Source organism: Streptomyces sp. R818 (assembly GCF_056172735.1).
Window position 1 is genome coordinate 119327 of record NZ_JAOCNE010000002.1, and the last position, 26787, is coordinate 146113.

At 71.9% G+C, this 26787-nt stretch carries 26 protein-coding genes and 1 pseudogene; 19 read left to right on the top strand and 8 right to left on the bottom strand.

What is annotated here, in order from left to right; all coding sequences use genetic code 11:
• Position 1: 1 nt before the first annotated feature.
• Positions 2–445: a carboxymuconolactone decarboxylase family protein gene (locus N5I75_RS03270; protein ID WP_476674722.1), complete on the bottom strand. Its 444-nt coding sequence runs from the start codon at positions 443–445 to the stop codon at positions 2–4.
• 203 nt (positions 446–648) lie between these two features.
• On the opposite strand from N5I75_RS03270, the gene N5I75_RS03275 reads away from it, so the two are divergent.
• Positions 649–1569: a pirin family protein gene (locus tag N5I75_RS03275; RefSeq protein ID WP_476674066.1), complete on the top strand. Its 921-nt coding sequence runs from the start codon at positions 649–651 to the stop codon at positions 1567–1569.
• Between the two features lie 20 nt (positions 1570–1589).
• Positions 1590–1937 carry a GNAT family N-acetyltransferase gene (locus N5I75_RS03280; RefSeq protein WP_476674068.1) on the top strand — a complete coding sequence of 116 codons (348 nt, stop codon included), beginning with the start codon at positions 1590–1592 and terminating at the stop codon, positions 1935–1937.
• 7 nt (positions 1938–1944) lie between these two features.
• On the opposite strand, the gene N5I75_RS03285 is transcribed toward N5I75_RS03280, so the two are convergent.
• Positions 1945–2784 (bottom strand): sensor histidine kinase, encoded by an 840-nt coding sequence (locus N5I75_RS03285; protein ID WP_476674070.1) that lies wholly within the window; start codon positions 2782–2784, stop codon positions 1945–1947.
• Between the two features lie 110 nt (positions 2785–2894).
• Complete coding sequence (locus N5I75_RS03290) at positions 2895–3344, bottom strand: MarR family winged helix-turn-helix transcriptional regulator (protein ID WP_476674072.1); 450 nt, start codon at positions 3342–3344, stop codon at positions 2895–2897.
• Positions 3345–3511: 167 nt separating this feature from the next.
• Here N5I75_RS03290 and N5I75_RS03295 point away from each other — a divergent pair, with 167 nt between their 5' ends.
• On the top strand, positions 3512–4495 hold the full coding sequence (locus tag N5I75_RS03295; RefSeq protein WP_476674074.1) for an alpha/beta hydrolase: 984 nt from the start codon (positions 3512–3514) through the stop codon (positions 4493–4495).
• Between the two features lie 63 nt (positions 4496–4558).
• Here the strand turns inward: N5I75_RS03295 and N5I75_RS03300 are convergent, their stop codons facing one another.
• Positions 4559–5344 (bottom strand): SAM-dependent methyltransferase, encoded by a 786-nt coding sequence (locus N5I75_RS03300; RefSeq protein ID WP_476674076.1) that lies wholly within the window; start codon positions 5342–5344, stop codon positions 4559–4561.
• A gap of 242 nt (positions 5345–5586) precedes the next feature.
• Here N5I75_RS03300 and N5I75_RS03305 point away from each other — a divergent pair, with 242 nt between their 5' ends.
• The 14 genes and pseudogenes from N5I75_RS03305 (at position 5587) to N5I75_RS03370 (ending at position 18858) form a co-directional block, all read left to right on the top strand.
• A complete protein-coding gene (locus N5I75_RS03305; protein WP_476674724.1) occupies positions 5587–6171 on the top strand; it encodes a maleylpyruvate isomerase family mycothiol-dependent enzyme in 585 nt (194 codons plus the stop codon).
• Between the two features lie 43 nt (positions 6172–6214).
• Positions 6215–6460: a hypothetical protein gene (locus N5I75_RS03310; RefSeq protein WP_476674078.1), complete on the top strand. Its 246-nt coding sequence runs from the start codon at positions 6215–6217 to the stop codon at positions 6458–6460.
• A 138-nt stretch (positions 6461–6598) separates the two neighbouring features.
• Positions 6599–7003 (top strand): PRC-barrel domain containing protein, encoded by a 405-nt coding sequence (locus N5I75_RS03315; RefSeq protein ID WP_476674080.1) that lies wholly within the window; start codon positions 6599–6601, stop codon positions 7001–7003.
• A 137-nt stretch (positions 7004–7140) separates the two neighbouring features.
• Positions 7141–7407, top strand: a complete 267-nt coding sequence (locus tag N5I75_RS03320; RefSeq protein WP_476674726.1) for a DUF4235 domain-containing protein — start codon at positions 7141–7143, stop codon at positions 7405–7407.
• Positions 7408–7455: 48 nt separating this feature from the next.
• Positions 7456–7950: an SRPBCC family protein gene (locus N5I75_RS03325; RefSeq protein WP_476674082.1), complete on the top strand. Its 495-nt coding sequence runs from the start codon at positions 7456–7458 to the stop codon at positions 7948–7950.
• Positions 7943–9559, top strand: a pseudogene (locus tag N5I75_RS03330) (phytoene desaturase family protein). Before N5I75_RS03325 ends, N5I75_RS03330 begins: the two are co-directional and overlap by 8 nt.
• A complete protein-coding gene (locus N5I75_RS03335; RefSeq protein ID WP_476674084.1) occupies positions 9556–10434 on the top strand; it encodes an SDR family oxidoreductase in 879 nt (292 codons plus the stop codon). Before N5I75_RS03330 ends, N5I75_RS03335 begins: the two are co-directional and overlap by 4 nt.
• Positions 10435–10439: 5 nt before the next feature.
• Positions 10440–12938 carry an excinuclease ABC subunit UvrA gene (gene uvrA / locus N5I75_RS03340; RefSeq protein ID WP_476674086.1) on the top strand — a complete coding sequence of 833 codons (2499 nt, stop codon included), beginning with the start codon at positions 10440–10442 and terminating at the stop codon, positions 12936–12938.
• 64 nt (positions 12939–13002) lie between these two features.
• Positions 13003–13512: a hypothetical protein gene (locus N5I75_RS03345; protein ID WP_476674088.1), complete on the top strand. Its 510-nt coding sequence runs from the start codon at positions 13003–13005 to the stop codon at positions 13510–13512.
• 95 nt (positions 13513–13607) lie between these two features.
• Positions 13608–14114: a MarR family winged helix-turn-helix transcriptional regulator gene (locus N5I75_RS03350; RefSeq protein WP_476674090.1), complete on the top strand. Its 507-nt coding sequence runs from the start codon at positions 13608–13610 to the stop codon at positions 14112–14114.
• Positions 14115–14265: 151 nt separating this feature from the next.
• Positions 14266–15438, top strand: a complete 1173-nt coding sequence (locus N5I75_RS03355; RefSeq protein WP_476674091.1) for a PP2C family protein-serine/threonine phosphatase — start codon at positions 14266–14268, stop codon at positions 15436–15438.
• A 245-nt stretch (positions 15439–15683) separates the two neighbouring features.
• Positions 15684–17330, top strand: a complete 1647-nt coding sequence (locus tag N5I75_RS03360) for a PP2C family protein-serine/threonine phosphatase (RefSeq protein WP_476674093.1) — start codon at positions 15684–15686, stop codon at positions 17328–17330.
• Positions 17327–18427 (top strand): cobalamin B12-binding domain-containing protein, encoded by a 1101-nt coding sequence (locus N5I75_RS03365; protein ID WP_476674095.1) that lies wholly within the window; start codon positions 17327–17329, stop codon positions 18425–18427. Before N5I75_RS03360 ends, N5I75_RS03365 begins: the two co-directional genes overlap by 4 nt.
• A complete protein-coding gene (locus N5I75_RS03370) occupies positions 18424–18858 on the top strand; it encodes an STAS domain-containing protein (protein WP_476674097.1) in 435 nt (144 codons plus the stop codon). Before N5I75_RS03365 ends, N5I75_RS03370 begins: the two co-directional genes overlap by 4 nt.
• 52 nt (positions 18859–18910) lie before the next feature.
• On the opposite strand, the gene N5I75_RS03375 is transcribed toward N5I75_RS03370, so the two are convergent.
• From N5I75_RS03375 to N5I75_RS03390, 4 genes are all read right to left on the bottom strand, one after another.
• Positions 18911–19558, bottom strand: a complete 648-nt coding sequence (locus tag N5I75_RS03375) for a SnoaL-like polyketide cyclase (protein WP_476674099.1) — start codon at positions 19556–19558, stop codon at positions 18911–18913.
• Positions 19559–19722: 164 nt separating this feature from the next.
• On the bottom strand, positions 19723–20589 hold the full coding sequence (locus tag N5I75_RS03380) for a carbohydrate ABC transporter permease (protein ID WP_476674101.1): 867 nt from the start codon (positions 20587–20589) through the stop codon (positions 19723–19725).
• On the bottom strand, positions 20586–21554 hold the full coding sequence (locus tag N5I75_RS03385) for a carbohydrate ABC transporter permease (RefSeq protein ID WP_476674103.1): 969 nt from the start codon (positions 21552–21554) through the stop codon (positions 20586–20588). Before N5I75_RS03385 ends, N5I75_RS03380 begins: the two co-directional genes overlap by 4 nt.
• Positions 21555–21681: 127 nt before the next feature.
• The gene (locus N5I75_RS03390; RefSeq protein ID WP_476674105.1) at positions 21682–22998 is read right to left on the bottom strand and encodes an ABC transporter substrate-binding protein; all 1317 of its coding nucleotides are present in this window, start codon (positions 22996–22998) and stop codon (positions 21682–21684) included.
• Positions 22999–23271: 273 nt separating this feature from the next.
• Between N5I75_RS03390 and N5I75_RS03395 the strand changes: the two genes are divergently transcribed.
• Together N5I75_RS03395 and N5I75_RS03400 are read left to right on the top strand one after the other, a co-directional pair.
• A complete protein-coding gene (locus N5I75_RS03395; RefSeq protein ID WP_476674107.1) occupies positions 23272–25683 on the top strand; it encodes a glycoside hydrolase family 2 protein in 2412 nt (803 codons plus the stop codon).
• Positions 25680–26717 carry a LacI family DNA-binding transcriptional regulator gene (locus N5I75_RS03400; RefSeq protein WP_476674109.1) on the top strand — a complete coding sequence of 346 codons (1038 nt, stop codon included), beginning with the start codon at positions 25680–25682 and terminating at the stop codon, positions 26715–26717. The genes N5I75_RS03395 and N5I75_RS03400 overlap by 4 nt, the downstream gene beginning before the upstream one ends.
• Positions 26718–26787: the final 70 nt, after the last annotated feature.

The following is a 26787-nucleotide window of genomic DNA, read 5'->3' on the forward strand; positions in this document are numbered from 1 at the left end:
GTCAGGCCTTCGGGGCGCGGACCGGATGCTTGCTGAGGATGGAGACCCGGTTGAACGCGTTGATCGTGACGGCCACCCACAGCACCGCGGAGATCTCGTCCTCGGTCAGGGCCGCGCGGGCCGCCGCGTAGGCGTCCTCCTGCGCGGCCGCGTCCGCGGGGTGCGTGGTGGCCTCGGCGAGCGCGAGCGCGGCCCGCTCCCGCCCGGTGAACAGCTCGGTGTCGCGCCACGCGGCGAGCGTGCCGAGGCGCTGCGTGGTCTCGCCCGCCCGGAGCGCGGCCCGCGTGTGCACGTCGAGGCAGTAGGCGCAGCCGTTGAGCTGGGAGACGCGTAGATTGACCAGCTCGACGAGGAGCCGGTCGAGCCCGGCGTCGGCGGCGGTCGCCCGGACGGCCTCCGACGTCTGCACGAGGGCGTGGTACGCCTTGGGGCTCTGCTTGTCCATGTAGACACGTCCGAGGTCATGTCCGCGCTCATGTCCGAGGTCACGTCCGAGGTCGCTGCGGTCGCTCAACTTGGTCTCCTTGAGGGGCGCTCGCACGGCCGGGCTCGCTTCGCGGGGCGCCGCGCCGTATGATCATCCGTAGTTGTTGAATCTCAAAATACTTGACGACACTCGCGAAGACACTTGGGGTAGGAGGGGCAGGGATGAGCGACACCGTCGAGGTGCTCACCGCCCGGGACGTGCCGCTGGGCGGCCCGCGCGCCATGCCGGTCCGGCGGACGCTGCCGCAGCGTGCCCGCACGCTGATCGGGGCCTGGTGCTTCATCGACCACTACGGCCCCGACGACGTGGCGCGCACGGGCGGCATGGACGTCGCGCCGCACCCCCACACCGGGCTGCAGACGGTGAGCTGGCTGTTCACCGGCGAGATCGAGCACCGGGACAGCATGGGCAACCACGCCATGGTCCGCCCCGGCGAGCTGAACCTCATGACCGGCGGCCACGGCATCGCCCACTCCGAGGTCTCCACCCCGGACACGACCGTCCTGCACGGCGTCCAGCTCTGGGTGGCGCTGCCCGACGGGCACCGGCACACCGCACGCGACTTCCAGCACCACGCGCCCGAGCCGGTCCGCCTCGACGGCGCCGAGGCCCGGGTCTTCCTCGGCTCCCTGGCCGGCGCGACCTCGCCGGTGCGCACCTTCACCCCGCTCCTCGGCGCGGAACTCCTCCTCGCGCCCCGCGCGACCGTCACCCTCGACGTGGACGGCGACTTCGAGCACGGCGTCCTGGTCGACCAGGGCACGGTCACCCTCTCGGGCACGACACTGGCCCGCGCCGAACTGGGCTACCTGGCCCCGGGCGACACGACGCTGACCCTCACCAACGAGACGGACGCCACGGCACGCCTGATCGTGCTCGGCGGGCCGCCGTTCGGCGAGGAGATCGTCATGTGGTGGAACTTCATCGGCCGCAGCCACCAGGACATCGCCGACGCCCGCGAGGAGTGGCAGGACGCCTCCGACCGGTTCGGCGCCGTCGAGGGCTACCGGGGCGACCGGCTCCCCGCGCCCGCCCTGCCGCACGCCACGATCACCCCGCGCAAGAACCCGACCCGGCACTGACCGGCACTGAGAGGCCACCGATGACCGAGCCCGCCACCCCGCCCGCGCCCACCGTCGAGCGCGTGGACGCACGTCACCGCTACGCGATCGCCGTGGGCGGCAACACCGCCGGATTCACCGCCTACCGCGACCGCGGGGACCGGCGCGTCTTCTTCCACACCGAGATCGACGACGCCTACGCGGGACAGGGCCTCGCCTCCGTCCTCGTACGGGAGGCCCTGGACGACGTGCGCCGTGCCGGGCTGCAGATCGTGCCGGTCTGCCCGTACGTGGCGAAGTTCCTGAAGAAGCACGAGGAGTACGCGGACATCACCGACCCGGTGACGCCCGAGGTGCTTGAGTGGCTGGACGGGCAGTTGAAGCACTGAGCGGTGCTCAGTCCTCGCCGGGGTCCTCGTCCGGGCCCGGCCGCTCCGGGGGGTCGTTCTCGTTGAGGTCGAACACGCTCTCGCGCAGGGCGCGGATCACCCCGTCGAGTTCGGCGACCCCGCGCATCAGCCGGGTGTGCGCGGGACCCTCGCCGATCATCGCGGCGGTGCTGTGCAGGCTGAGCCCGGCCTCGAAGATCCTGCGCACGACGCTCTCCCTGAGGTCGGCGGCGATCCGGTCCCGTTCGCGGGCCAGGGAGAGCTCGCGCACCTCCGCGTGGAGCGCGGCGTTGGCCACGAGGGAGGCGCTGACGCGGTCCCGCAGGCCGTGCGCGGCCACCGCGATCAGCAGGCTGAGGACGCTCCAGAGCACGACGCGTCTGCCGATCACGGCCGCGGGCGTGTCCTGCACGATCGACGAGGCGGTCTGGACGGCCACCACCGCCACCACCACGCACCCCGTCTCCCACCGGCGATGGAAGAGGACCGACCAGATCAGCGGCACGAGGAGCACCAGGCCGAGCCCGGCGACCGTGCCCGAGGCCAGGATGAGCTGAAGGACCGAGACGGTGTAGACCAGCGGCACCAGGACCGGTGTCCAGGCGGGCAGCCGCTGCCACGGCAGGAGGAAGGCGCCCGCGCACAGCAGGAGAAGCGCGACGCTGGACAGGTACACCGGCCAGGACTCGAAGCCCGCGCCCGGGACCAGGGCGCTGACGGCCGCCACCACGGCGACGAAGCCGAACGGTCCGGCCCGCAGCGCGAGCCCCGGCCGTCGGAACTGCCAGCCGACACCGGCGCCGTCGGGGTCGGTCAGTGCCTGCCAGGGATCGGTCGGTGACTTCACGGCACACCCCCGTCGGACCTGAGCGCTCAAAGACCCTCACCGAAGGGCATGTGCGGCCGTGGCCCATCGTATCGACGCAGCCGAACGACAGACAGGGATCGGAGAAGTCGTCAGGCGCGGTTGACGTTGGCGGTGAGCAGCCTGAGCAACTGCTTGGCCGTGGCGTCCTGTTCGGGCGTCAGGCCCATGGCCTCGCCGATCGCCAGGGGGACGGCCTCGGCCGTCTTCCGCAGCCGCGCACCGGCGTCGGTGAGGGTGATGGAGACCGAGCGCTCGTCGTCCGTGCGCCGCTGCCTGCGGATCAGCCCGGCGGCCTCCAGGCGCTTGAGGAGCGGGGAGAGCGTGCTCGACTCCAGCTGCAGGGCGGTGCCCAACTCCCGTACGGATGCGGTGCGTTGGTCCCACAGGACCAGCATGACGAGGTACTGGGGGTAGGTCAGCTCCAGCGCGTCGAGCAGGGGCCTGTACCGCGCGATGACGGAGCGCGAGGCGGCGTACAGGGCGAAGCACAACTGGTCCTGGAGGAGGAGCGAGCCCTTGGGCTCTGCGGCGTCGTCCACGGCTGCGGTCCTTACGTCGGTTTCCGGGCGACCGCTCACCCTACTCTTCCCGCCGTTCACGATGTGATACCGCTCGATTCAGTTGTGCGCGACTGAATCGAGCGGTAGGTTTCTTCTGTCGCCGGACGGCCGCCCAGGCCGCCGGCACGATCGTGAGGAGCACCCCCATGTCCGAGCCCGTCGCGCCCGCCGCGTCCGTCACGCCCCCGGTCCTCGAACCGGCCGCCGCCGCGTTCGCCGAGGCCACCGCGAACCCGCCCTACCTCTTCGACCTCGGCCCCGTCGAGGGCCGCAAGACCGTCGACGAGGTGCAGTCCGGAGAGATCGACAAGCCGGAGATCGCCGAGGAGTGGGTGACCGTCCAGGGCGGCCCCACCGGTTCGGTCCGCGCCCGCATCGTCCGGCCGGTCGACGCCCCGGCGACCCTGCCCGTCATCGTCTACGTCCACGGCGCGGGCTGGGTCTTCGGCAACGCCCACACCCACGACCGTCTGGTGCGCGAACTCGCCGTCGGCGCCCGCGCGGCCGTGGTCTTCCCCGAGTACGACCTGTCGCCCGAGGCCCGCTACCCGGTCGCCATCGAGCAGATCTACGCCGTCGCCCAGTGGGTCGTCCGCGAGGGCGCCGACAACGGCTTCGACACCGCCCGCGTCGCCGTCGCCGGTGACTCCGTCGGCGGCAACATGTCCGCCGCGCTGACCCTCATGGCCAAGGAGCGCGGCGACGTCCCGCTGGTCCAGCAGGTGCTGTTCTACCCGGTCACCGACGCCTCGTTCGACACGCCGTCCTACCACCAGTTCGCCGAGGGCTACTTCCTGCGCCGCGACGGCATGCAGTGGTTCTGGGACCAGTACACGACCGACGAGAAGCAGCGCGCCGAGATCACCGCGTCCCCGCTGCGCGCCACCGTCGAGCAGCTCAAGGACCTGCCCCCGGCCCTGGTCATCACCGGCGAGGCCGACGTGCTGCGCGACGAGGGCGAGGCCTATGCCAACAAGCTCCGCCAGGCCGGTGTCCCCGTCACCGCCGTGCGCTACCAGGGCGTCATCCACGACTTCGTCATGCTGAACGCGCTGCGCGGGACGCACGCCGCGGAGGCCGCCATCGGCCAGGCCGTCGCCACCCTGCGGACGGCGCTCGGCACCGCCTGACCCACAGGCCGGCCCGGACAGCGGCGCACCGCCGTCCGGGCCGGCACACGTGTTCCCACGGCTCTACGGAACCCGCGCCACACCCACGTAGAAGCCGGACAGCTCCTCGCGCGGAGCGGGGGTGTCCTTGTACCACTTGGTGGCGGTGACCAGGCCGGGCTCCACCAGCTCCAGGCCGTCGAAGAACGGCTCGATCTCGTCCCGCGTCCGCATGCGCAGCGGGATCTCGCCCTCGCGGTAGGTGGTCGTCACCGACTTCACCAGGTGCGGGTGCTCGTCGGTGGTGCCGTGCGAGAACATCAGGTAACTGCCCGACGGCAGTGCCTCGACCAGCTTGCGCGTCAGGCCGTACGGGTCCTGGTCGTCGGTGACGAAGTGCATCAGCGCGATCATCGACAGGGCGACCGGCCGCTCGAAGTCCAGGAACCGGCGCGCGTGCTCCAGGATCACCGCGGGCTCGCGGACGTCGGCCTCCAGATAGTCGGTGGCCCCCGCCGGATCGCTGACAAGGAGCGCCTCCGCGTGCCGCAGCACGATCGGGTCGTTGTCGGCGTACGCGACCCGCGCCGTCGGCACGATGTCCTGCACGATCTGGTGCAGGTTCGGCCGGGTCGGGATGCCCGTACCGATGTCGAGGTACTGGTCGATGCCGTTGCGTGCCAGCCAGGCCGCCGCGCGGTGCATGAACGCCCGGTTGCGCATGGCGTTGAGCCGCGCCTCGGGAGGCAGCTTCTCCGCCACCTCCTGGTCGACGGCGTAGTTGTCCTTCCCGCCGAGCAGCCAGTCGTAGACCCGTGCCGGATGGGGCCTGCTCGTGTCGATACGGCCTGCGGAGGACTGTGCCGTCATACGTGACTCCAACGCGCGCGGGGGTGGTGCAAGACGAGGTTTCCGCGATTATGCCACCGGGCCGGTCCACAACTGGCCCGCGCACAGGCGGGGTTGTCCGCCTCCTTCACCGGCGGGCCGCGATGAGTTCGCGCCGCTCCGGCAGTCTCTCCCCGTGACAGGTGTGACGCAGGTGTGACCGAGGCGAGGGCGAGCGGGAGGCAGTCGTGCGGAAAGCGGAGACGCGCAGCGATGTGTGGCGGATGGTGCACGCGGAGCGCGCGGCGCTCATCGACGACCTCGCGGGGCTCGACGCCGCGCAGTGGGAGACACCTTCGCTGTGCGCGGGCTGGTCGGTGCACGATGTGGCCGCCCATCTCGTCGACACCGCGCGCACCACCCGCACCCGTTTCGTCGTCGGTCTCGCGTTGGCCCGGTGCGACTTCGACCGGCACAACGAGCGGGGGGTGCGACGCGCACGCGGTGCCACACCGGGGGACACCCTCGCGCGGCTGCGTGCGGTGGCGGAACGGACCTCGACGCCACCGGCCCCGCTCGGCACCCGGCTCGTCGAGGAGATCGTCCACGGCGAGGACATCCGCCGACCACTCGGCCTCCAGCACACGTATCAGCCGGACGCCGTGGTCAGGTCGCTGCGGCTGCTCGCGCGCACCCCGGAGGCGTTCGGCGGTGCCAGGCAGCTCACGTCCCGCGTCCGGCTCACGGCGACGGACGCCGGTCTGTCGGTCGGTGACGGCCCCTCGGAAATCACCGGCACCGCGCTCTCCCTGCTCATGGCGGTCACCGGGCGGGAGGTCATGCCGCCCGGCCGCGGCGGTGATCGGTAGCCGGTTCCTCACGGGGGCCTGTTCGGCCGTGACCGTCCGGGCCGTGACCGTCCCGGCCGTGACCGTCCCGGCCGTGACCCGTGACGAGCCGGAGGTGGCGGCCCCGGTGGCGGCCCGCCGGTGGGCGGGCCCCGCCGCTCAGGCGGTCCTCTATCCGGTCCATGCAGAGCAGCAGCAGACCCATGACGGGCAGCAGTGCGACAGCGACTATCAGCATCGGCGGCGTCCTCCCCGCGGCGTTCCCTCCCGGTTGCCCGGCGCCCCGGCCTTCACGGGCCCGTCCGTGTGAAGGTCCCGCAACGGTCCGGGAGCGGACCGCCAACCGGCCCCCGCGCGAGCGGCGTTGTCACCCGCCGGGGGACGTTTCGGCGCAGACGGCCGGGACATGTGGGGAGGCAGAGTGAGCCGAGCGGAAAGGACCGCTGTGATGACCGACAGAGTTGTCCACCCCTACGACCCCACCCACGCGCAGACCACTGCCGCGCCCCTCACCCACCCCGAGCCCACCGGCTCCCACCTCACCCATGCGGACCTCCTCGGCTACGCGGTGGAGGCCGACGACGGCTCCGTCGGCAGCGTCGACGCCCACTCCGAGGAGGTGGCCCCGAACCACCTCGTCATCGACACGGGCGGCCCGCTCCTCAGCAAGAAGGTGGTGCTGCCGCGCTGGGTCATCGCCCGCGTCGACGAGGCGGACCGCACCTTGTACGTCGCCCGCCCGCGCGACCTCGTCAAGGCGGCCCCGCGGTTCGACCCGGACATGCGCGTCACCGACCCGGGCTACCGCGCGCGGATCGACGAGCACTACCGGCAGGAGCTGCCACAGCACTGAAAGCCTGCCTTGCCCCAGGTCGTTCACGTTCGACGGCACCCGGACGGGGCACGCGGTGGGGGCGGCCGGACGACACGGCGGACATGCCGTCCGCGGCGACCGGCCGCAGTATGAGCGAGAAGGAAGCGGAGGCAGCAATGAATCTGGTCAAGATCGCCTACAAACCGTTCGGCATCGGCCTCGGGATGGCGGCGGGCGCGGTCAGCGGCGCCGTCTTCGGGCAGGTCTGGAAGCGCCTCGGGCACGACGACGACGCCCCCGACGCCACCGACGAGGAGCGCCAGTGGCGCGAGATCCTGCTGGCCGCCGCCCTGCAGGGGGCCATCTTCGCCGTCGTGCGGGCGACCGTCGTCCGGGGCGGCGCGCGGACGACGAAGAAGCTGACCGGCGTCTGGCCGGACTGACCACCACACGCGGACAGACACGTACGGAACAGCGACGCGGGAGGCGGAATGGCGCGGCGGCATCGAGTGATCAAGGCGAGCCCGGCGGCGGTGTGGGCCGTCCTCGCGGACGGCAGCAAGTACGCGGACTGGGTGGTCGGCACGGAGTCGTCCGAGCCGGTGCGCGGGCAGTGGCCGGAGGTCGGCGCGACCCTCCGCTACGAGGTGCAGCTCGGCCCCGTGCACCTCACCAACGAGACGGTCGTCCGGTACTGCGAGGAGGGCACCCTCCTCGAACTGGAGGCGAAGGCCGGGCCCCTCGGCACCGCACGGATCTCCCTGCAGCTGCGCCCGTGGGGCGACCACTGCCTCGTGACGGTGGACGAGCATCCGCTGCGCGGGGCGGCGGGCGCCCTGCACAACTTCGGGGTGGAGACCGTGATACAGCTCCGCCACCGCGCGATGCTCGCGCGCCTTGCCGCCGTCTGCGAGGACGAGCAGGCCCACCCGAAGAACGCCGAGGATGCGGCGCGGTACCGGGCGGGCGGAGCGCGCCATGCCTGACGCCGTGGTGATCGGTGCCGGGCCCAACGGCCTGGTGGCCGCCAACGTCCTCGCGGACGCCGGATGGGCCGTGACCGTCCTGGAGGAGCAGCCGGAGCCCGCGGCGCGGTCCGCCACGACGCGGGCGTCCGCACGACCGGGGGCGTCGACCCGGAGTTTCGTCAGCGACCCTCTTCAGCTCCTTCTACCCGCTCCGCGGCGGCCTCCCCGGTCCTGAAGGGGGCTGCGCCTCGACGAGCACGGGCTGCCGCTGGGAGCCACGCGGCCCAGCGTCCTCGCGGCGCGGTCCTCAACCGCAGGGTGGAGGTCACCGCCGACTCCTGGACGCGTTCTCCCGGGCGACGGCGACGCCTGGCACCGGCTGCACGACGTGTGGGACGACGTCCGGCCGGACATCCTGAACGCGCTGTTCACCCCGTTCCGCGGTCAAGGCGGGCGCGAAGCTCGCCTACCGGCTCCGCTCCGCGGGCGGCCTGCGCCTGGCCCGTTCGCTGGTGCTCCCGGCCCGCCGCCTCGGCGAGGAGGAGTTCACCGGCGAAGGCGGCCGCATCCTGCTCGCGGGCAACGCGCTCCACGCCGACCTCGCGCCCGAGGCGGCCGCAGCGGCGGCTTCGGCTGGCTCATGGCGATGCTGGGCCAGACCTACGGCTTCCCCGTCCCGGTCGGCGGCTCCGGCGAACTCGTCCGGGCCCTGATCTCCCGCCTCGAATCCCTCGGCGGCAGCGTGCAGTGCGGCCGCAAGGTGACCGAGGTCGTCGTGCGGGGCCGCCGGGCCGTCGGGTGCGCACGGCCGACGGCGAGGCCGTGCCCGCGTCCCGGGCCGTCCTCGCCGACGTCTCCGTCCCCGCGCTGTACGGGGGCCTGGTCGCGGCCGAGCACCTGCCGGCCCAGGTCATCGACGACCTGCGCCGCTTCCAGTGGGACTTCGCCACCTTTAAGGTCGACTGGGCGCTCGACGGACCGGTGCCGTGGGAGGCGAAGGAGGCGGCGCACGCGGGCACCGTCCACCTCGCCGACGGCGTCGACGAACTCACCGCGTTCGCCGCGCAGATCGCGATGGGGCAGGTCCCCGAGAAGCCGTTCCTGCTCTTCGGCCAGATGACCACCTCCGACGTCTCGCGCTCGCCCGACGGGACCGAGTCGGCCTGGGCCTACACCCACATCCCGCAGCACATCCGCGGCGACGCGGCGACGAGCACCTCACCGGCTCCTGGACCAGCGCGAGCAGGAGGTCATGGCCGACCGCGTCGAGCGGCAGGTCGAGCGGTTCGCCCCCGGTTTCCGCGGCCGGATCCGGGCCCGCCGCATCCTCGCGCCGCCCACCCTGCAGTCCCTCAACGGCAACCTGCACGGCGGCGCCATCAACGGCGGCACCGCCGCCATGCACCAGCAGCTCATCTTCCGGCCCGTGCCGGGCACCGGCCGCGCGGAGACCCCCGTGCCGGGACTCTTCCTCGCCTCGGCGGGCGCCCATCCCGGCGGCGGCGTCCACGGCGCCCCCGGCGCCAACGCGGCCCGTGCCGCGCTGCGCCGCCACGCGCCGGCCCCGCTCGCCGCGGCCCAGCGCCTGCTGGCGAACCGGGACCGTACGGGCCGCAAGCGCTCATGAGCGACAGCCCGCTGACCGGCCGGACGGTCGTGGTGACCGGCGCCGCACGGGGCATCGGTGCCGCGGTCGCCCGTGAACTGGCCGACCGCGGCGCCCGGGTCGCCCTCCTCGGTCACGAGAAGGCGCCGCTGGACCGCGTCGCGGACTCCTTGGCGACGCCCTCGCTGACGCTGGAGGTGGACATCACCGACACCGGGGCACTGCAATCCGCGGCCCACACGGTGCGGACCCGCCTCGGGCGGCCCTCCGCCGTCGTCGCCAACGCGGGCGTCGCGGAGGCCGGGCCGCTGCGCACGGCGGACCCGGCGTCCTGGCGCAGGGTCGTCGACGTGAACCTCACCGGCAGCGCCTACACCGCCCAGACGTTCCTGCCGGACCTGCTGCACACCCGCGGCTACTACCTGCAAGTGGCGTCCCTCGCCTCCATCGGCGCCGTCCCCATGATGAGCGCGTACTGCGCCTCCAAAGCCGGGGCGGAGGCGTTCGCGCACGCCCTGCGCGCCGAGACCGCGCACCGCGGCGTCGCGGTCGGCATCGCCTATCTCAACTGGGTCGACACCGAGATGATCCATCGCACGGACGAGCACCCCGCGCTCAGCGACATGCGCTCCATGCTGCCGCCGCTCGCCCGCAAGAAGATGGCGGCGAGCCCGGTCGGGGAGCGGCTCGCGCGGGCCGTGGAGAAGCGCACGACCTCGGTCTACGCGCCCGGCTGGGTGCGCCTCGCGCAACTGGGGCGGGGGTTCCTGCCACCCGTCATCAGCCGCCGCGCCCGCGCGCACTACGCACGCCTGGCGGCCGACCGGACCCTGGAGCAGACGGGCCCGCTGGGCCGGGGCGGCCGCGCCGACCACACCACCCTGCCGGACCGGTAGACCGCGTGACAGGCACCACCTCCGACGGGTTCGTCCACGTACGCGGCGCGAGCGAGCACAATCTGCGCACCGTGGACGTCGACGTGCCGCGCGACGCCATGGTCGCCTTCACCGGGGTCTCCGGTTCGGGCAAGTCCTCGCTCGCCTTCGGCACGCTCTACGCCGAGGCGCAGCGCCGGTACTTCGAGTCCGTCGCGCCGTACGCCCGCAGGCTGCTGCAACAGGCCGGCGCCCCGCACGTCCAGGAGATCACCGGGCTGCCGCCCGCCGTGGCCCTCCAGCAGCGGCGCGGCGCCCCCAGCTCCCGCTCCACCGTCGGCACCCTGACCACCCTCTCCAACCTCCTGCGCATGCTGTACTCACGCGCCGGGAGCTATCCGAAGGGCGCCGCGCGCCTGGAGGCGGAGGCGTTCTCGCCCAACACGGCGGCGGGCGCCTGCCCGCACTGCCACGGGCTCGGCGTCGTGCATGACGTGGCGGAGGACCTGCTTGTCCCCGACCCCTCGCTCAGCATCCGCGAAGGCGCCATCGCCGCCTGGCCGGGCGCCTGGCAGGGCGCGAATTTACGCAGCATCGTGCACGCCCTGGGCATCGACATCGACAAGCCGTGGCGCAGGCTCCGCAAGAAGGACCGCGACTGGCTGCTGTACACGGACGAGCAGCCCTCCGTGCTCATCGAGCCGGAGGAGGGACGCGTCGACTACGGCTACTACGGCACGTTCTGGAGCGCGCGCAGCCACGTCATGCACGTCCTCGCCGACTCCAAGAGCGAACGGATGCGGGAGCGGGCGCTGCGGTTCGTGCGCAGTGTGCCGTGCCCGGAGTGCGAGGGGAGCGGGCTGAGGCCCGAGGCGCTCGCGGTGACGTTCGCCGGGCACAGCATCGCCGCCATGAACGCGCTGCCCCTGAAGGACCTGGTCAAGCTCCTGCGTCCGGTTGCCGAACTGTCCCACGCCGAGGCCGCCACGGAGAGCGCCGGGTCGGGGGAGCGGACCGAGGTCGCGGTGCGGATCTGCGCCGACATCGTCGCGCGGGTGGAGGTGCTGCTCGACCTCGGCCTCGGCTACCTCGGTCTCGGCCGCCGATCCACGACGCTCTCGCCCGGCGAGGCCCAGCGCCTGCGCATCGCGACGCAACTGCGCTCGGGCCTCTTCGGCGTGGTCTATGTCCTCGACGAGCCGTCGGCCGGGCTGCACCCGGCGGACGCGGAGCCGCTGCTCGACGTCCTGGAGCGGCTGAAGGCGGCGGGCAACTCGCTGTTCGTCGTGGAGCACGACATGGACGTCGTACGCCGGGCGGACTGGGTCGTCGACATCGGCCCCGGGGCGGGCGAGGGCGGCGGCCGGGTGCTCTACAGCGGTCCGGTGCCCGGCCTCGAACAGGTCGCGGAGTCGGCGACGAGCCGTCATCTGTTCGGCCGCGCCGAACCGTTCGAACACCGTCCGCGTACGCCGCAGGGGTGGCTGCGCCTCGCGGGCGTGTCCCGGCACAACCTGCACGACGTGTCCGTGGCCGTGCCCCTCTGCGTCCTCACGGCGGTCACCGGGGTGTCGGGCTCGGGCAAGTCGACGCTGGTCACCCAGGTCCTCGCCGACGTCGTACGGGACCATCTCGCGCCGGCACCCGAAGAGGGCGCCCCCGAGGTGGCCGAGGGCGAGATGGCCGAGGGCGAGGTGGGCGAGGTCTCCGGGGTGGAGGCGTTCGACCGGCTCGTCCTGGTCGACCAGCGGCCCATCGGCCGGACGCCCCGCTCCAACCTGGCCACGTACACCGGCATGTTCGACGCGGTGCGCAAGCTGTACGCGGCGACCGACGAGGCCGTGGCGCGCGGCTACACGGCCGGGCGGTTCTCCTTCAACGTCGCCGAGGGGCGGTGCGAGACCTGTCAGGGCGAGGGGTTCGTCGCCGTCGAGCTGCTGTTCCTGCCGGGCACGTACGCGCCGTGCCCGGCCTGCGGGGGCACGCGGTACGACGCAGAGACGCTCGAGGTCACGTACCGGGGCAGGAACATCGCGGACGTGCTCGCCATGTCCGTCGACACGGCGGCCGATTTCCTCGCCGACGTGCCGGGCGCCGCACGCAGCCTGCAGACCCTGCGGGACGTGGGCCTCGGCTACCTGCGGCTCGGACAGCCCGCCACCGAGCTGAGCGGTGGCGAGGCCCAGCGCATCAAGCTCGCCACCGAACTGCAGCGGGCCCGCCGGGGCCACGCGCTCTATCTGCTCGACGAGCCGACCGCGGGCCTGCACCCCGCCGACATCGCGCTCCTGCTGCGCCAGTTGCACCGCCTCGTCGACGCGGGCAACACGGTCGTCCTGGTCGAGCACGACCTGGACACGATCGCCACCGCGGACTGGGTCGTCGACCTCGGGCCCGGCGGGGGCGACGCGGGCGGCCGGGTGGTCGCCACGGGGACGCCCGCGAAGGTCGCCACGTCGAAGCGGAGCGCCACCGCCCCGTATCTGGCACGCGCGGCGGCCGAGCGGAGGCGCCGCCGCCCGTAGCGCGCGCCGGCCGGCGGCAGTACGGTCCGCCCCGCCACGGCACGCACACACACGGGGAGGGCAGATGTCCGACCAATGGACCGAGCGGGTGGACGTGGACACGGTGGCGACGGCGTACACGTTCTACGGGAAGCAGTCGCTGGCCCACACCGCCCGCCAGCAGAGGGCGAACACGTCGGACTGCTGGGCGTACTGCCTGGGCGCGGTGCTCGGGGTGGGGTGGAGCAAGGTGGCCCTGGACGCCCCGCTGGCCGACCTGGTCGAGGGTCAGGGGGCGGAGGAGACCGAGGCGCTGGTGGCCGAGCTCAACCAGCGGGCCCAGGGGTACCGCCTCGTGATCCTTGACGAGTGGTGCCCGCGGGAGTGGACGCCGGACCACGCCCGGGCGGCCTTTCCGGCCGCCCTCGCCATCGACGAGCACTTCGTGGTCGCCCTGGCCGTCGGCAGGGCTGCGGCCAAGCCGGACCTCCTGCGCTACTGGGACCCGGCGGACGGGCTGATCCACGTGGTCGATCTGGACGGTTTCGCGCGGAAGTACGCGCCGGAATTCAGTGTGGTGAAGGTGCGGGTGTGACGAAAGCCGCCCGCACCCGGCCCGAGACGACGGCGGGTCGGGCCCTGTAGGCTCGTGGACCGTCGACCCCACTTTCGGACGGGAGGGTGCTGGGAATGCCCCAGAGTCTGCCCTTCCGCAGCGCTGAACACGTGGCGCAGGTCGCCTGCCGGGTCTCGGAACTGCTCGACGTGCTGTGGGGGCGCGGGCAGGAGGCCACGGCGGCAGGACCGCTCCCGCCGTCGCAGTTCCGGGCGCTCACCGTGATCGAGGAGCAGCAGGGGGTCAATCAGCGGGTCCTCGGCGAGGCGCTCGGCTCGCGCCCCTCCTCGGTGAGCCGTCTGTGCGACCGGCTGGAGGCCGCGGGCCTGGTGGAGCGGCTGACCAGCGCCACCAGCCGCCGTGAGGTGGTGCTGCGGCTCAGCCGCCGCGGGGCGGCCGTCCTCGACGATTTCCGGGCGTCACGCGCGCGGGAGATCGAGGCGGTCCTGCAGTCCATGTCCCCGGCGCACCTGCGGACACTGGCCGAAGGGCTCGAACAGTTCCAGGACGCCGCCGCGGCGCACATCGCGCCGAGCCCGGTCCCGGGCGAGGCCGGAGAATCGTCCGAAGCCATCGCCTGACCTCTTCCGCTGTGGCGGCCCTGCGCGGGATACACTTCGTCAACAGTTGCCCCATGGCAATCGTTACTGTGCTTCTGCGTTCCCGCTCGGCTCGTAGGCGCGGAGCGTGTCCCCGCTCGGCAGCCGGCTCGACCCTCTGAAGAAGGCTGCTGTGAAGAATTTCCTGGCTGTGGAGAAGGCGGTCCGCAACGCCGCGCCGTTCGCGCTGCTCGACGCGGTGCGCGCCGCGCTGACCGAGCACTACGGCGCCCTCCGCGTCGACCTGCTGATGGCCGACTACGGGCTCACCGTCCTGCAGCAGGTCACGGAGCTGCCGCACACCGCGGCGGCGCTCCCGCTCCGCGACAGCCCGGCGGGCCGGGCCTTCGAGAGCCAGGACCCGCGCAGCCATGTCGTGCGCGGCGGGGGAGCGGTCGATCTGTACCTGCCGGTGACCGTGCACGGCGACAGACTCGGCATCCTCTCCGTGCGCGTGCCGGAACGAAGATGCACGCCCGAGGAGATCGAGGAGCTCACCGCCCTCGCCGAGATCCTGGGCCGGGAGATCGTCGTCGCCGACCGGGACACCGACGTCTATCTCCAGGCGCGCCGCGCCAACCGGCTGACCCTGGCGGCCGAGATGCAGTGGCAGCTCCTGCCGGGGCGGTCCTGCACCCGTGCCGAGTACGCGATCGGTGCCCAGCTGGAGCCCGCGTACGCCATCCACGGCGACAACTTCGACTGGGCCGTGACCAGCGAGGAGCTCACCCTCACCATCACCAACGGCATGGGCGAGGGGATCGGCGCCGCCCTCCTGACCAACCTCGCCGTGAACGCGCTGCGCAACGCCCGCCGGGCGGGGATCGGCCTCGCGGACCAGGCGGCCCTCGCCGACCAGGCGCTGTACGCGCAGCACCGGGGCGAGGAGTACGTCTCGACCCTGCTGCTCTCCTTCGAGCTGGAGACCGGGCGGGTCCAGGTCGTGGACGCCGGTTCGCCGCAGCTGTGGCGCCAGCGCGGCATGGCGGTGGAGCAGGTGCCCTTCGACGCGCAACTGCCCCTCGGCATGTTCGAGGAGACCGACTATGTCGTACAGGAATTCGAGGTTCGGCGGGGCGACCGGCTGCTGTTCGTCAGTGACGGTGTCTACGCGGCGCTGTCGGAGACGGGCGAGGAGTACGGCGAGCGTATGCTCGCGCGTGCGATCCAGCGGGCGAGCCTGCTGCCCGCGTCGGCGGTGCCCCGCGCGATCCTGCAGGAGCTGGCGGCGCACGTGAACGCGGTCGCGGGCGACGACGCCCTCGTGGTGTGCCTGGACTGGTTCGGCCGCACCGCCGAGGCGTGAGTGCGGCGCTCCGCGGTACTCGCCACGGACGCGGCGGCCCTGGGGAACTCGTTGGAGTGGGCCTGGTTGCCCCGACACCCTCGACCGTGCAACTGTTGCCCTATGGAAACTGTGACCGTCGGTGCTGATGCCGGGCTCCCGCGAGCCCGCTGTGCGCAACGGCGGTCGCTGTCCTGAGATTCCCAGCGAAGGGTGGTGGGGACCTGCGCAGCGGGTCCCACGTGATGGTTTCCTCCACGGAGCCGATGAGCTCCCGAGGCGTAGAGGTCGACACGGCCGTCGGGCCGCGTAACCCGTACCCGACGGTCACCGTGGACCGGACAGGCCGTGTCCTGTCCCGCAATGAACAGGCCGGTGCGCTCCTCCCGGGGCTCGTCACCGGCGGACAGCTCGCGGACGCGGCGCCCGCCTGGCTGGCCGAGGCGCATGCCGCGGTGGCCGGGAGCGAAGGGCCCGATCTGCCGGTGGCCTCGGGCCGCCTCGGCGACAGGTCGGTCGACGCCTTTCCCAGCCGGGGCGCGGACGGCGTAGTGTCCTGGTGGCTGGTCGACGACGGCGACCTGCGGTTCGCCCGCGAGCAGCTGGAGAGCGAGCGGACCCGCTCGCGCGTCCTTCAGGAGGTCTCCAGCGAACTGCTGGCCTCGCTGAACGCCGAGCGCTGCATGGAGGTGACCGCCCGCATGGCCGCACAGCACCTCGCGGACGCGGCGGTCATCGTCGGCGTCCGCTCCGGCCGCACCTACCCCGTCACGCGCTGCACGACCGGGGAGCCGGTGGTGCAGGAGCGGATCCCGCTCGACCCCTCCGAGCTGCCGGGCCTGTCGGAGGCACTGCTCGGCTTCCCGCCGGTGCCCTCGCGCTGGATCGACCCGGCCCAGGTGCCCGCGTGGGCGATCCCGGCCGGGTTCGCCGCGGACGGCGGGCAGATCGGCTCGGTCGTCGTCGTGCCCCTGCCCGGGCACGGCCTGCCCGCCGGGGCCATCGTGATGATGCGCCACAGCCGCGAGGCCGCGTTCACCGAGGCCGAGGAGGCGTTCGCCCGGCTCTTCGCCGCGCGCGCGGGCGCCGCCCTGTCGGCCGCCCGGATATACGCCGAGCAGTCGCACATCACCGACGTCCTTATGCGGGAGCTGCTGCCGCCCGTCCTCGAGGGCGTGCGCGGCGTCGACTTCTCCGGCCGCTACCGGGCCGCCGCCGCGGGCGAGCGGATCGGCGGCGACTTCTACGACGTCTACCCCGCCGACAGCGACGACGCCGAGACGTTCGCCGTCCTCGGCGACGTGTGCGGCAAGGGGCTCGAGGCCGCCGTCCTCACCGGCAAGATCCGCAACACCATCGAGGCGCTGCTGCCGTTCGCGCCGGACCACCACCGGCTGCTCACGCTCCTGAACAACGCGCTGCTCACCTCGCACCACACCCGGTTCGCCACGCTCGCCCTCGCGTCCGTGAAGCGCGAGGGGAGCCGCGTGCGGCTCCGCGTCTCCAGCGCGGGGCACCCCACGCCGCTCATCGTGCGCAGTGACGGGCGGGTCGAGGCGGCCGACACGATGGGCATGCTGATCGGCGCCCTGCCGACGGAGATGCTCAAGGTCACCACGGCCACCGTGGACCTCGGGCCGGGGGAGACGTGCCTGCTGTTCTCCGACGGCATCACGGAGGCGCAGGGCGGCCCGCTCGGCGACACCATGTTCGGTGAACAGCGGCTGCGCCACGCGCTCGCCCAGTGCGCGGGGCTGCCCGCCGAGGCGGTCACCGAGTACGTACAGATGATCGCTTCCCGGTGGATCGACGGTGGTCCGCACGACGACATGGCCCTCCTGGCCATCACCGCGCCGCGCAACAATCACCTCACTGCGGTGGATGGGCATACTCGGGGCAGGTTTACAGCATGACGACAGGTGAGACGAGCGCGGGCACCTCCGCGCTGCCGACCTTCGGCGACCTCCGCGAGCAGTTGTGGCGGGCGCTGATCGACTGCGACGACACGCACGCGGTCGCCCTCGTGCGGTTCGCCGCGGGCGAGGGCACCGCGGCCCATGGGCCCGGGGCGGCGGAGCGCGTGCTCCTGGAGCTGATCGCGCCGGTGCAGCAGCGGGTCGGCGTCGAATGGGCGGCCAACCGGATCACGGTCGCGCAGGAGCACGCGGCGACCGCGATCAACGAGCGGTGCGTCTCCGCCATCGCCGACGCGGCCGCGCCCGCCCCGCACCGGGGCCGCCTCACGGTCGCCTGCGTGGACGGCGAATGGCACGCGCTCCCCGCCCGCCTGGTCGCCGAGGTCCTGCGCCTTCGCGGCTGGAGCGTCGACTACCTCGGCGCGCAGGTCCCCACCGAGCACCTGATCGCCCACCTGCACCAGCGCACCCCCGAGGCCGTGCTGCTCTCCTCCTCGATCCCCTCGCACCTGCCCACCGCGCACACGGCGATCAGCTCCTGCCAGACGACCGGCACCCCCGTCATGGCGGGCGGCGCCGCGTTCGGCCCGGACGGCAGGTACGCCCGGCGGATGCAGGCGGTGTGGGCGCCGGACGCGCTCAGCGCCCACGCGCTCCTGGAGCAGGGGCTGAAGCGGCCCACGGTGGAGGCGGCCCGCCTGCCCGACCTGGACCTGCCGCACCTGACCGACCAGGAGTACACGCTGGTCAGACAGACGAAGCGGCGGCTGGTCAAACAGACCCTCGCCGATGTCGAGGACGTCTTCCCGCCGATGCGCTCCTACACCGAGCTGCAGATGGAGCGCACGGCCGAGGACCTCGACCACATCGTCACGTACCTGGTCACGGCGCTCTACGTCGACGACGCCGAGCTGTTCAGGACTTTCGTCACCTGGACCGCCGAGATCCTCCAGGCCCGCGGCGTCCCCCCGCAGTCCCTGCTGCCCGCCCTGGACTCCCTGCTGCACCAGCTCAACGACTTCCCGCGCGCCACCGGCATCCTGACCGCGGCCCGCAAGACCCTGACCGTCCCCGGACCCGGGCAGCCCGCATGACCACATACGCCGCTCTGCACCTCACCGCCTCCGGACCGCGTGACGGAGTGCTCACGCTCGCGGTCGAGGGGGCTCTGGACTACGACACCAGCGGGTACTTCACCGACCACGCGGGACGCGCCCTCCTGGACCACTCCGGCATCCGCGTCCTGCGCCTGGACTGCTCCGGGCTCAGCGGGGTCGACTCCATGGGCCTGTCCACGCTCCTCGGCCTGCGCCGCCGCCTCGACACCCTCGGGGCGAGCCTGCGGATCGTCGAGCGCTCCGCGCGCCTGGACCGCCTCCTCACCATCACCGGCACCTTCGACTACCTCGTCGGCGCCGAGGAGAAGGCGCAGAACGAGCAGGAGTCGGCCGGCGCCGCCTCCGCCGCCGAGGCGGAGTCCGGCTCCGCCTCCGGAGAAGAGCAGCAGGCGCGGCACGGCCGGTGAGGGCCGGCACGTCGCGGACGGCGCGCCGGCTCCTGCCCCTGGAGGGAGGGGGTCAGGGCTGCCCGGTCACCGGGCAGCCCCGGGTGAGCTTGCCGAGGAAGGCGTTCGGGTCGTAGTAGTGCTCGACCTCGAGCAGGCGCAGGTCCTCGTCGACGCGGGCGACGCTCATCCCGTACATCTCGACCTGCTCGCCGTCCGGCTCGAACCCCTTGTACGGGCCCTCGAACGCGCCCCAGTGACGCCACTTGAACGCGATGGACGGCGGCGCGGACAGCACCTCCGTCACCTCCCAGTAGAAGCCGCCGGGGAACGCCTCGTGGAAGACGTGGTGCGAGGAGCGGAAGTCCTCGGCGCCGTAGAAGACGCTGTCACCGATCAGGACGTTGTAGCTGCCGCGGTCGGCGATCTCGGCGGCGTCGGCCCACGGCCCGCCGTTGATCCGCGTACGGAACCGGTCGGCGACCATGGAGACCCACTTCGCCGGGTCGTGCTTGTGCGAGACCTCCATCTCGAAGACCTGCACGAGCCCCTCGACGATCGCCTCGAGGGACCCGGGTGCGTGCTCGGTGGTGCGCTGGGCGGGCATCACCGTGTGCGAGAGGTGGTAGTCCGGTACGCCCTCGCGCCAGTCGGCGGCGTCCGCGGCGTCGATCACCGCGGAGCGGCCCTGGAGCCACAGCGGGGGCAGAGCTTCGGGCATGGCGAACCCCTTCGGGCAAGAGAGGGTGAGGGAGGGAGGGTGCGGGCGGGCAGGAGGAGCGCGAAGCGTGGGAGGCGCCCCCATCCTGATTCGCTCACACGTTCAACACAACCCGTTCGCGGAAACTCCACGTGTCAACTTCCGCTTCCGCTCCTCCACTTCACCTACTTGGTGGCCCCCTGCGCGAACCCGTTGTAGATGTAGCGCTGCAGGAAGAGGAAGACGAGCAGCGTCGGAAGGATCACCAGGATCGCCCCGGCGGAGATCGCCTCCCAGTGCGCGCCGAACGGCCCCTTGAAGCGGAAGAGGGCCGTCGAGATCGTCCCCTTGTCCTCGGAGGGCATGTAGAGGAACGGGATGTAGAAGTCGTTGTACGTCGTGATGCCCTTGACGATGACGACCGTCGCGATCGCCGGCTTGAGCAGCGGCAGGATGATCTTCCGGTAGATGGTGAAGGTGTTGGCTCCGTCCAGCCGGGCCGCCTCGTCGAGCGAGACCGGAATACCCCGGATGAACTGCAGGAAGATGTAGATCGACACGATGTCCGTGCCCATGTACAGCAGGATCGGCGCCCACCGCGTGTCCACCAGGCCGAAGCTGTTGACGACCTGGAAGGTCGCGACCTGGGTCGTCACGCCGGGGACCAGGGTGGCGATGAGGAACAGGGCCATCACCGTCTTCTTGAACCGGAACTCGAAGCGGTCGATGGCGTACGCCGTCATGGAGCCGATGAGCACGGTCCCGGTGATGGAGAACAGCAGGATGAACGCCGTGTTCCCGAACGCCGTGAGCATGTGTCCGTCGGTGAACGCGGTGGCGTAGTTGGACAGGTTGAACCAGTCGTGCGGCAGGCTGAGCGCGCCGCCGTCGGCCACCTCCCGCGACGTCTTGAGCGAGGTCAGGAAGATGACGACCAGGGGGACGAGGACGACGAGCGAGGCGACGACGAGCGACAGGTAGCTCAGCGCCGTGGAGAAGCGGAACCGGCCGCCGCGCGCGGTGGGCCGTTCGTCCGTGGTGAGCGTGGTCATACGAGGTCCACCTTGTCGTCGGGCACGAGCCGCCGCTGGATCCAGGTGACGACCAGGATGATCAGCAGCAGCACGACGGCGCAGGCCGAGGCCAGGCCCGTCTTGTTGAACTGGAAGGCGAGTTTGACCGTCTGGATGACGAAGGTCGACGTGCCGGTCGCGCCGCCGGTCATGATGTACGGGATCTCGAAGACGGCGAGCGAGCCGGAGATCGCCAGGATGACGCTGAGGCTCAGCACCGGCCGGATGCCCGGCGCGATGATGTGCCGGAACTGCTGCCAGCGGCTCGCCCCGTCGAGCTGCGCGGCCTCGTACAGCTCACCGGGGATCGACTGGATCGCGCCGAGGAAGAGCACGAAGTTCAGACCGGTGAACCGCCAGACGGAGACCCCGGCGAGCGAGGTGTTGGCCGACTCGGGGTCGCCGAGCCAGGCGTGGTCGGAGCCGGCGCCGAACCAGGAGAGGACCGAGTCGAGCGTGCCGCCGTCCTGGAAGAAGTAGAGGAAGACGAAGCCGATGGCGACGCCGTTGATCAGGTAGGGGAAAAAGAGGATCCCCTTGAAGAAGTTGCGGAAGCGCAGGTCGAAGCTGAGGAGCGTCGCGAAGTACAGCGCGATCACGATCTGCACGGCCGACGCGGCCAGGTAGTAGAAGCTGACGAAGAAGACGCGGAACAGCTCGGGGCGCGTGAACAGCTGCGTGTAGTTGTCGAACCCCGTGTAGTTCCGGTCGGGGCTGACGCCGTCCCAGTCCGTGAAGCTGTAGTAGATCATGTTGCCCACGGGCACGTAGGTGAACGTGACGAGCAGCGCGAGCGGCGCGATCAGGAACAGCCACGGGGTGACTTTGCGGATCGGGTGGTCGCGCCAGGACCGTGCGGGCGGGGCGCTGCGGCGGGAGCGGCCCCGGGCGGGTGCGGCGCGCCGCCCCGGTGCCGGTGGCGCTTTCGAAGTGGTGTGGGTCATGCGGGACGGCCCTTTCATGGTCCGCGACGAGCAGGACGAGCGACTGGGCGACTGGCGGACGGGGCCCGGCCCGGACGGAGAGCGCGGGCCCCGTGCGCGTGCGCGGGTGGTTCGGTGCGCGGGTGGTTCAGTTCCCCGCGACCGAGGCCGCTTCGGCCCAGCGCTTGTCCAGGTCGGCGAAGTAGTCCTGGAGGGACCCCTTCTGGGCGCCGCGGGCGATGTCGATCAGCTTCTGCCGGTAGTCGGGCTTGGACAGACCGATCTCGGCGGCGTCGTCGATCGCGTTGACCTGCTCCGTCTTGGCCTCGGAGCGCTCGATGAGGGTGACATCGTTGTCCTGGAAGGGCTTCAGGACCTCGGGGAAGCTGATGGAGGTGAGCGCCGAGACGCCACCTTCCTTGGCGGCGAAGCCGGACTTCTCGGTGAACCAGTCGATCCAGGCGCGGGCGGCCGGCTTGTGGTCGGAGTGCGTGTTCACGGCGAGCTGGTAGTCGGAGACGAGCGTGGCGCAGTACTTGCCGTTCTTCTGCGCGGGGAACGGCATGAAGCCGATGTCGTCCGGGTTCTCCCCGGCGTCCTTCGCGGCGCCGCGCATCTGGTTCACGGCCCAGGAGCCGAGCATCATGCTGCTGATCCTGCCCTTGGCCAGCTGGGTCTTGGAGTCCTCCCAGTTGGTGGTCGTCGGGTCCTTCTCCGCCAGCTTGTCGTGCACGATGTCGTAGAGGAGCGTGTCGACGGTGTTCAGCTCGCTGCCGGACTGCCACGGCTTGTCGGCCGAGGCCAGCCCGTCCCACGCCTTGCCGTCGCACGTGACCGAGCCGACGTTGTTGGTCCAGGCGCCGCTGAGCGGCCAGCCGTCCTTGAAGTTGGTGTAGTAGGTGGCTCCGGTCTTGTCCTTGACCTTCTTCAGGTCGGCCAGGAACTCCTCCGGGCTGGTCGGCCACTCCTCGATGCCGGCCTTCTTCCAGACGGCCTTGTTGTAGACGAAGCCGTTGGCGGTGCCGAAGTTGGCTATGCCGTACGTCTTCCCCTTGACGTCGGTCTTGCCGGTGAAGCGGTAGTTCTTGGCCATGTCCTTGGTGTCGCCGAGCGGGGCGAAGAACTTGGGGTAGTCGCCCTTGGCGATCGCGCCGGGGATCAGCAGGACGTCACCGTAGTTCTCGGTGTTCATCCGGATCTTCACCTCCCCCTCGTAGTCGGTGATGCCCTGGAACTTCACGCCGACCTTGGGGTACGTCTTCTTGAACTCGGCGGCGTACTTCTTCATCGTGCCGTCCTGCACGAGGTCGGTGCGGTTGGTGAGCACCGTGATGGTGCCCGACACCTTGGCGGGATCGGAGGGAGAGCCGGCCGCCTCCCCCGAGGAGCTCCCTCCGCCGCCGCACCCCGCGACGGTCAGCAGTGCGGCGGCCAGCGCCATCGCGCTCAGCGGCTTCGTCCTCATGTGCCCAACTCCTTCCAAGGGTCACGGCTCAGGCCCAGCGGGCTGACGGCGACTATGTCAGCCATCTATGAACCGGTAAAGCCTCGATTTCCGCCGCGATACCCAATCGTTACCGTGCTCTGAGGCGGACCGGTGTGCGCAAGCGCTTCACCAGGGCTGATGGGTGGGGCCGTCGCCACTGAACGAGGACTAGACCGGTTAATGAACCAGGGGTTAGGTTGGCGGACGTCTCATACGAACCCGGGCCCGCGTCCGTCCGATTGGAGTCGCCCTATGAAGGCCACCGCCCAGCTCAGCGAGGGATGGAGTCTCGAGCACGAAGGGACGCGCATCGCCGCCCAGGTCCCCGGCTGCGTCCACGCCGACCTGCTCGCCGCCGACCTGATTCCGGACCCGTTCATCGGGCGGAACGAGCAGTACATCGCCTGGGTGGGCCGCCGCGCGTGGACCTACAGCCGGGACCTGCCGGCCGAGGAGACCGCGGCCGGCGCCTTCGAGCGCACGGACCTGGTCTTCGACGGCCTGGACACCGTGGCCCGCATCGCCCTGGACGGAGAGGAGTTGGGGCGCACCCGCAACATGCACCGCGCCTACCGCTTCGACGTCACGGGCCGTTCCGGCGCGCTCGACGTCACCTTCGACTCCGCCTACGACGAGGCGAACGCCGTCAAGGCGCTGACGGGGGAGCGGCCCAACGCCTATCCCGAGCCGTTCCAGTACATCCGCAAGATGGCGTGCAGCTTCGGCTGGGACTGGGGGCCGACCGTCGTCACCGCGGGCATGTGGCGCCAGGTCCGGCTCGAACGCTGGTCGACCGCGCGCATCGCCCAGGTCCGCCCGCTGGTCACCGTGGACGGCACCCGTGGTCGCGTGGAACTCCGCGTCGACCTGGAGCGCACCGCCGGCGGCGCCGGCCGCCGGCTCGCCGCACACGCCACCGTCGCCGGGATCACGGCCACCACCGAGACCGACGGCGAGAGCCTCACCCTCGTCCTCGACGTCCCCGACGTCGACCTGTGGTGGCCGCGTGGCTACGGTGAACAGCCGCTCTACGACGTCGAGTTGACGCTCACCGCCGAAGGCGGGCAGCTCGACACCTGGCAGCGGCGCGTCGGCTTCCGCACGATCGAGATCGACCGCTCCGCCGACGAGCAGGGCACAGGATTCACCTTCGTCGTCAACGGCACCCGTATCTTCGTGCGCGGCGTCAACTGGATCCCCGACGACGTGCTGCCCTCCCGCATCACCCCTGAGCGCTACCGCACCCGCCTCGAACAGACCGCCGCCGCCAACGTCGACCTCGTCCGCGTCTGGGGCGGCGGCATCTACGAGGACGAGGCGTTCTACGATATCTGCGACGAGCTCGGCCTCATGGTCTGGCAGGACTTCCTCTTCGCCTGCGCCGCCTACCCCGAGGAGCAGCCGCTGCGCGGCGAGGTCGAGGCCGAGGCCCGCGACAACGTCGTCCGCCTCATGCCGCACGCCAGCCTCGTCGCCTGGAACGGCAACAACGAGAACCTGTGGGGCTTCCGCGACTGGGAGTGGGAGGAGCAGCTCGCGGGCGACTCCTGGGGCGAGGGCTACTACCTCGGCCTGCTGCCCCGCGTCGTCGCCGAACTCGACCCCACCCGCCCCTACATGGCGGGCAGCCCCTGGTCGGGCTCGTGGGACCACCACCCCAACGACGCCGACCACGGCACCTACCACTCGTGGGAGGTGTGGAACCGGCAGGACTTCACCGAGTACCGCGCCGACGTGCCGCGCTTCGTCTCCGAGTTCGGCTGGCAGGCGCCCCCGGCCATGGCCACCCTGCGCCGCGCCCTGCCCGGCGAGGAACTGGCCCCCGACTCGCCCGGCATGCTCCACCACCAGAAGGCCGAGGACGGCAACGGCAAGCTGAACCGCGGCGTCGCCCGCCACTTCACGCTGCCCGAGGGCGACTTCGACCGCTGGCACTACCTCACCCAGGTGACCCAGGCCCGCGCCGTCGCCACCGGCATCGAGCACTGGCGTTCCAACTGGCCGCGCTGCGCCGGCACCGTCGTCTGGCAGATCAACGACTGCTGGCCGGTCAGCTCCTGGGCCGCGATCGACGGCGACGGCCGCCTCAAGCCCCTCTACCACGAGCTGCGCCGCCTCTACGCCGACCGCCTGCTCACCGTGCAGCCCGGCGCCGAGGGCCCCGAACTCGTCCTGTCCAACCAGGGCCCCACGCCGTGGAGCTGCGACGTGACGCTGCGCCTGATGCGCGCCGACGGCACCCTCGCCGCCCGCGTCTCCCTCGGGCTGAGCGCAGGGCCGCGCGAGACCGTACGGCTGCCCGTGCCGCCGGAGGTCACCCCGGCCACGGGCTCCGGCAAGGAGTACCTCGTCGCCGACGCCGACGAGCTGCGCGCCCTGCACTTCGAGGCACGCGACAAGGACTTCGACTACCCGGAGCCCCGGTTCGACATCGCCGTCGAGACCGTCGGCCAGGAGCGGGATACAGTCGATGTCGTGGTGACCGCCCAGACTCTCGTACGCGACCTGCTCCTCCAGGCCGACCGCATCGACCCGCACGCCCGGGCCGAGCGCGGCCTGATCACCCTGCTGCCCGGTGAGTCCACCCGCATCCGTGTGCACGGCACGCGGGGCGCGGGCGCCAACACCGTACGGGCCGCCCTCTTCTGCGTGGAACCCGCGTGAGCGCTCCCACGCAGCGCGTCACCATCAAGGACGTCGCGGCCGCCGCCGGGGTCTCCAAGGGCGCGGTCTCCATCGCGTTCAACCACAAACCGGGGCTCTCCGAGGCGACCCGGGAGCGGATCTTCGCGGTGGCCCGGGAGATGGGCTGGGCGCCGAACTCCTCGGCGCGCAGCCTGTCCCGGCAGCACACGGACACGGTCGGCCTGGCGATCTGCCGGCCGGCCCGGCTCCTCGGGCTCGAACCGTTCTACATGGAGTTCATCTCCGGCATCGAGTCCGTCCTCGCCGAGCGCTCGTGCTCCCTGCTGCTCCGCCTGGTCAGCAGCCGGGAGGAGGAGATCGAGCTGCAGCAGACGTGGTGGCGCGAGCGGCAGATCGGCGGGTCCGTCCTCGTCGACTTCGACCAGGACGACCCGCGCATCGGCCCGCTCAGGGAGCTGGGTATGCCGGCGGTCGCCGTCGGCCACCCCGATCTGACGGGCGGCATCCCGTCGGTGTGGACCGACGACGCCACCGCCATGGCCGAGGCGGTGCGCTACCTGGCCGCCCTCGGCCACCGGAGGATCGGCCGGGTCGGCGGTCCGGAGGCCCTGGGCCACAGCGCCATCCGCGAGGAGGCGTTCCGCGGCACCCTGGAGTCGCTGGGGCTCGACGGCACGCTGCAGATGGCGTCCGGCTTCGCGGGTGAGGAGGGCGCGCGGGCCACCCGCTCGCTGCTGCTGCGCGCGGAGCGGCCCACCGCCATCGTCTACGACAACGACATCATGGCGGTGGCCGGGCTCGGTGTGGCCGCCGAGATGGGTGTCTCCGTGCCGGACGAGCTGTCCCTGCTCGCCTGGGACGACTCGCAGTTGTGCCGGCTCACCCACCCGACCCTGTCGGCGATGAGTCATGACGTGCACGGCTTCGGCGCCGATGTCACCCGTGTGCTGTTCGACCTCATCGAGGGCAGGACCGTCACGTCCCACCCGGTGCCCATGCCGTCGCTGACACCCCGTGCCTCGACGGCGGCGCCGCGCGCCCGACGCGGCTGACCGGCCGACCGCACACATGACTCTGGCCCGCCCCTCTCGGGGGACGGGCCACAGTCATCCACGGATGACC

Bases quoted from the DNA above. Each gene is read 5' to 3' on its own strand.
- N5I75_RS03270 (WP_476674722.1), bottom strand. From the start codon at position 445: ATGGACAAGCAGAGCCCCAAGGCGTACCACGCCCTCGTGCAGACGTCG.
- N5I75_RS03275 (WP_476674066.1), top strand. From the start codon at position 649: ATGAGCGACACCGTCGAGGTGCTCACCGCCCGGGACGTGCCGCTGGGC.
- N5I75_RS03280 (WP_476674068.1), top strand. From the start codon at position 1,590: ATGACCGAGCCCGCCACCCCGCCCGCGCCCACCGTCGAGCGCGTGGAC.
- N5I75_RS03295 (WP_476674074.1), top strand. From the start codon at position 3,512: ATGTCCGAGCCCGTCGCGCCCGCCGCGTCCGTCACGCCCCCGGTCCTC.
- N5I75_RS03300 (WP_476674076.1), bottom strand. From the start codon at position 5,344: ATGACGGCACAGTCCTCCGCAGGCCGTATCGACACGAGCAGGCCCCAT.
- N5I75_RS03305 (WP_476674724.1), top strand. From the start codon at position 5,587: ATGGTGCACGCGGAGCGCGCGGCGCTCATCGACGACCTCGCGGGGCTC.
- N5I75_RS03315 (WP_476674080.1), top strand. From the start codon at position 6,599: ATGACCGACAGAGTTGTCCACCCCTACGACCCCACCCACGCGCAGACC.
- N5I75_RS03320 (WP_476674726.1), top strand. From the start codon at position 7,141: ATGAATCTGGTCAAGATCGCCTACAAACCGTTCGGCATCGGCCTCGGG.
- N5I75_RS03325 (WP_476674082.1), top strand. From the start codon at position 7,456: ATGGCGCGGCGGCATCGAGTGATCAAGGCGAGCCCGGCGGCGGTGTGG.
- N5I75_RS03335 (WP_476674084.1), top strand. From the start codon at position 9,556: ATGAGCGACAGCCCGCTGACCGGCCGGACGGTCGTGGTGACCGGCGCC.
- N5I75_RS03345 (WP_476674088.1), top strand. From the start codon at position 13,003: ATGTCCGACCAATGGACCGAGCGGGTGGACGTGGACACGGTGGCGACG.
- N5I75_RS03350 (WP_476674090.1), top strand. From the start codon at position 13,608: ATGCCCCAGAGTCTGCCCTTCCGCAGCGCTGAACACGTGGCGCAGGTC.
- N5I75_RS03360 (WP_476674093.1), top strand. From the start codon at position 15,684: ATGAGCTCCCGAGGCGTAGAGGTCGACACGGCCGTCGGGCCGCGTAAC.
- N5I75_RS03365 (WP_476674095.1), top strand. From the start codon at position 17,327: ATGACGACAGGTGAGACGAGCGCGGGCACCTCCGCGCTGCCGACCTTC.
- N5I75_RS03370 (WP_476674097.1), top strand. From the start codon at position 18,424: ATGACCACATACGCCGCTCTGCACCTCACCGCCTCCGGACCGCGTGAC.
- N5I75_RS03375 (WP_476674099.1), bottom strand. From the start codon at position 19,558: ATGCCCGAAGCTCTGCCCCCGCTGTGGCTCCAGGGCCGCTCCGCGGTG.
- N5I75_RS03380 (WP_476674101.1), bottom strand. From the start codon at position 20,589: ATGACCACGCTCACCACGGACGAACGGCCCACCGCGCGCGGCGGCCGG.
- N5I75_RS03385 (WP_476674103.1), bottom strand. From the start codon at position 21,554: ATGACCCACACCACTTCGAAAGCGCCACCGGCACCGGGGCGGCGCGCC.
- N5I75_RS03390 (WP_476674105.1), bottom strand. From the start codon at position 22,998: ATGAGGACGAAGCCGCTGAGCGCGATGGCGCTGGCCGCCGCACTGCTG.
- N5I75_RS03395 (WP_476674107.1), top strand. From the start codon at position 23,272: ATGAAGGCCACCGCCCAGCTCAGCGAGGGATGGAGTCTCGAGCACGAA.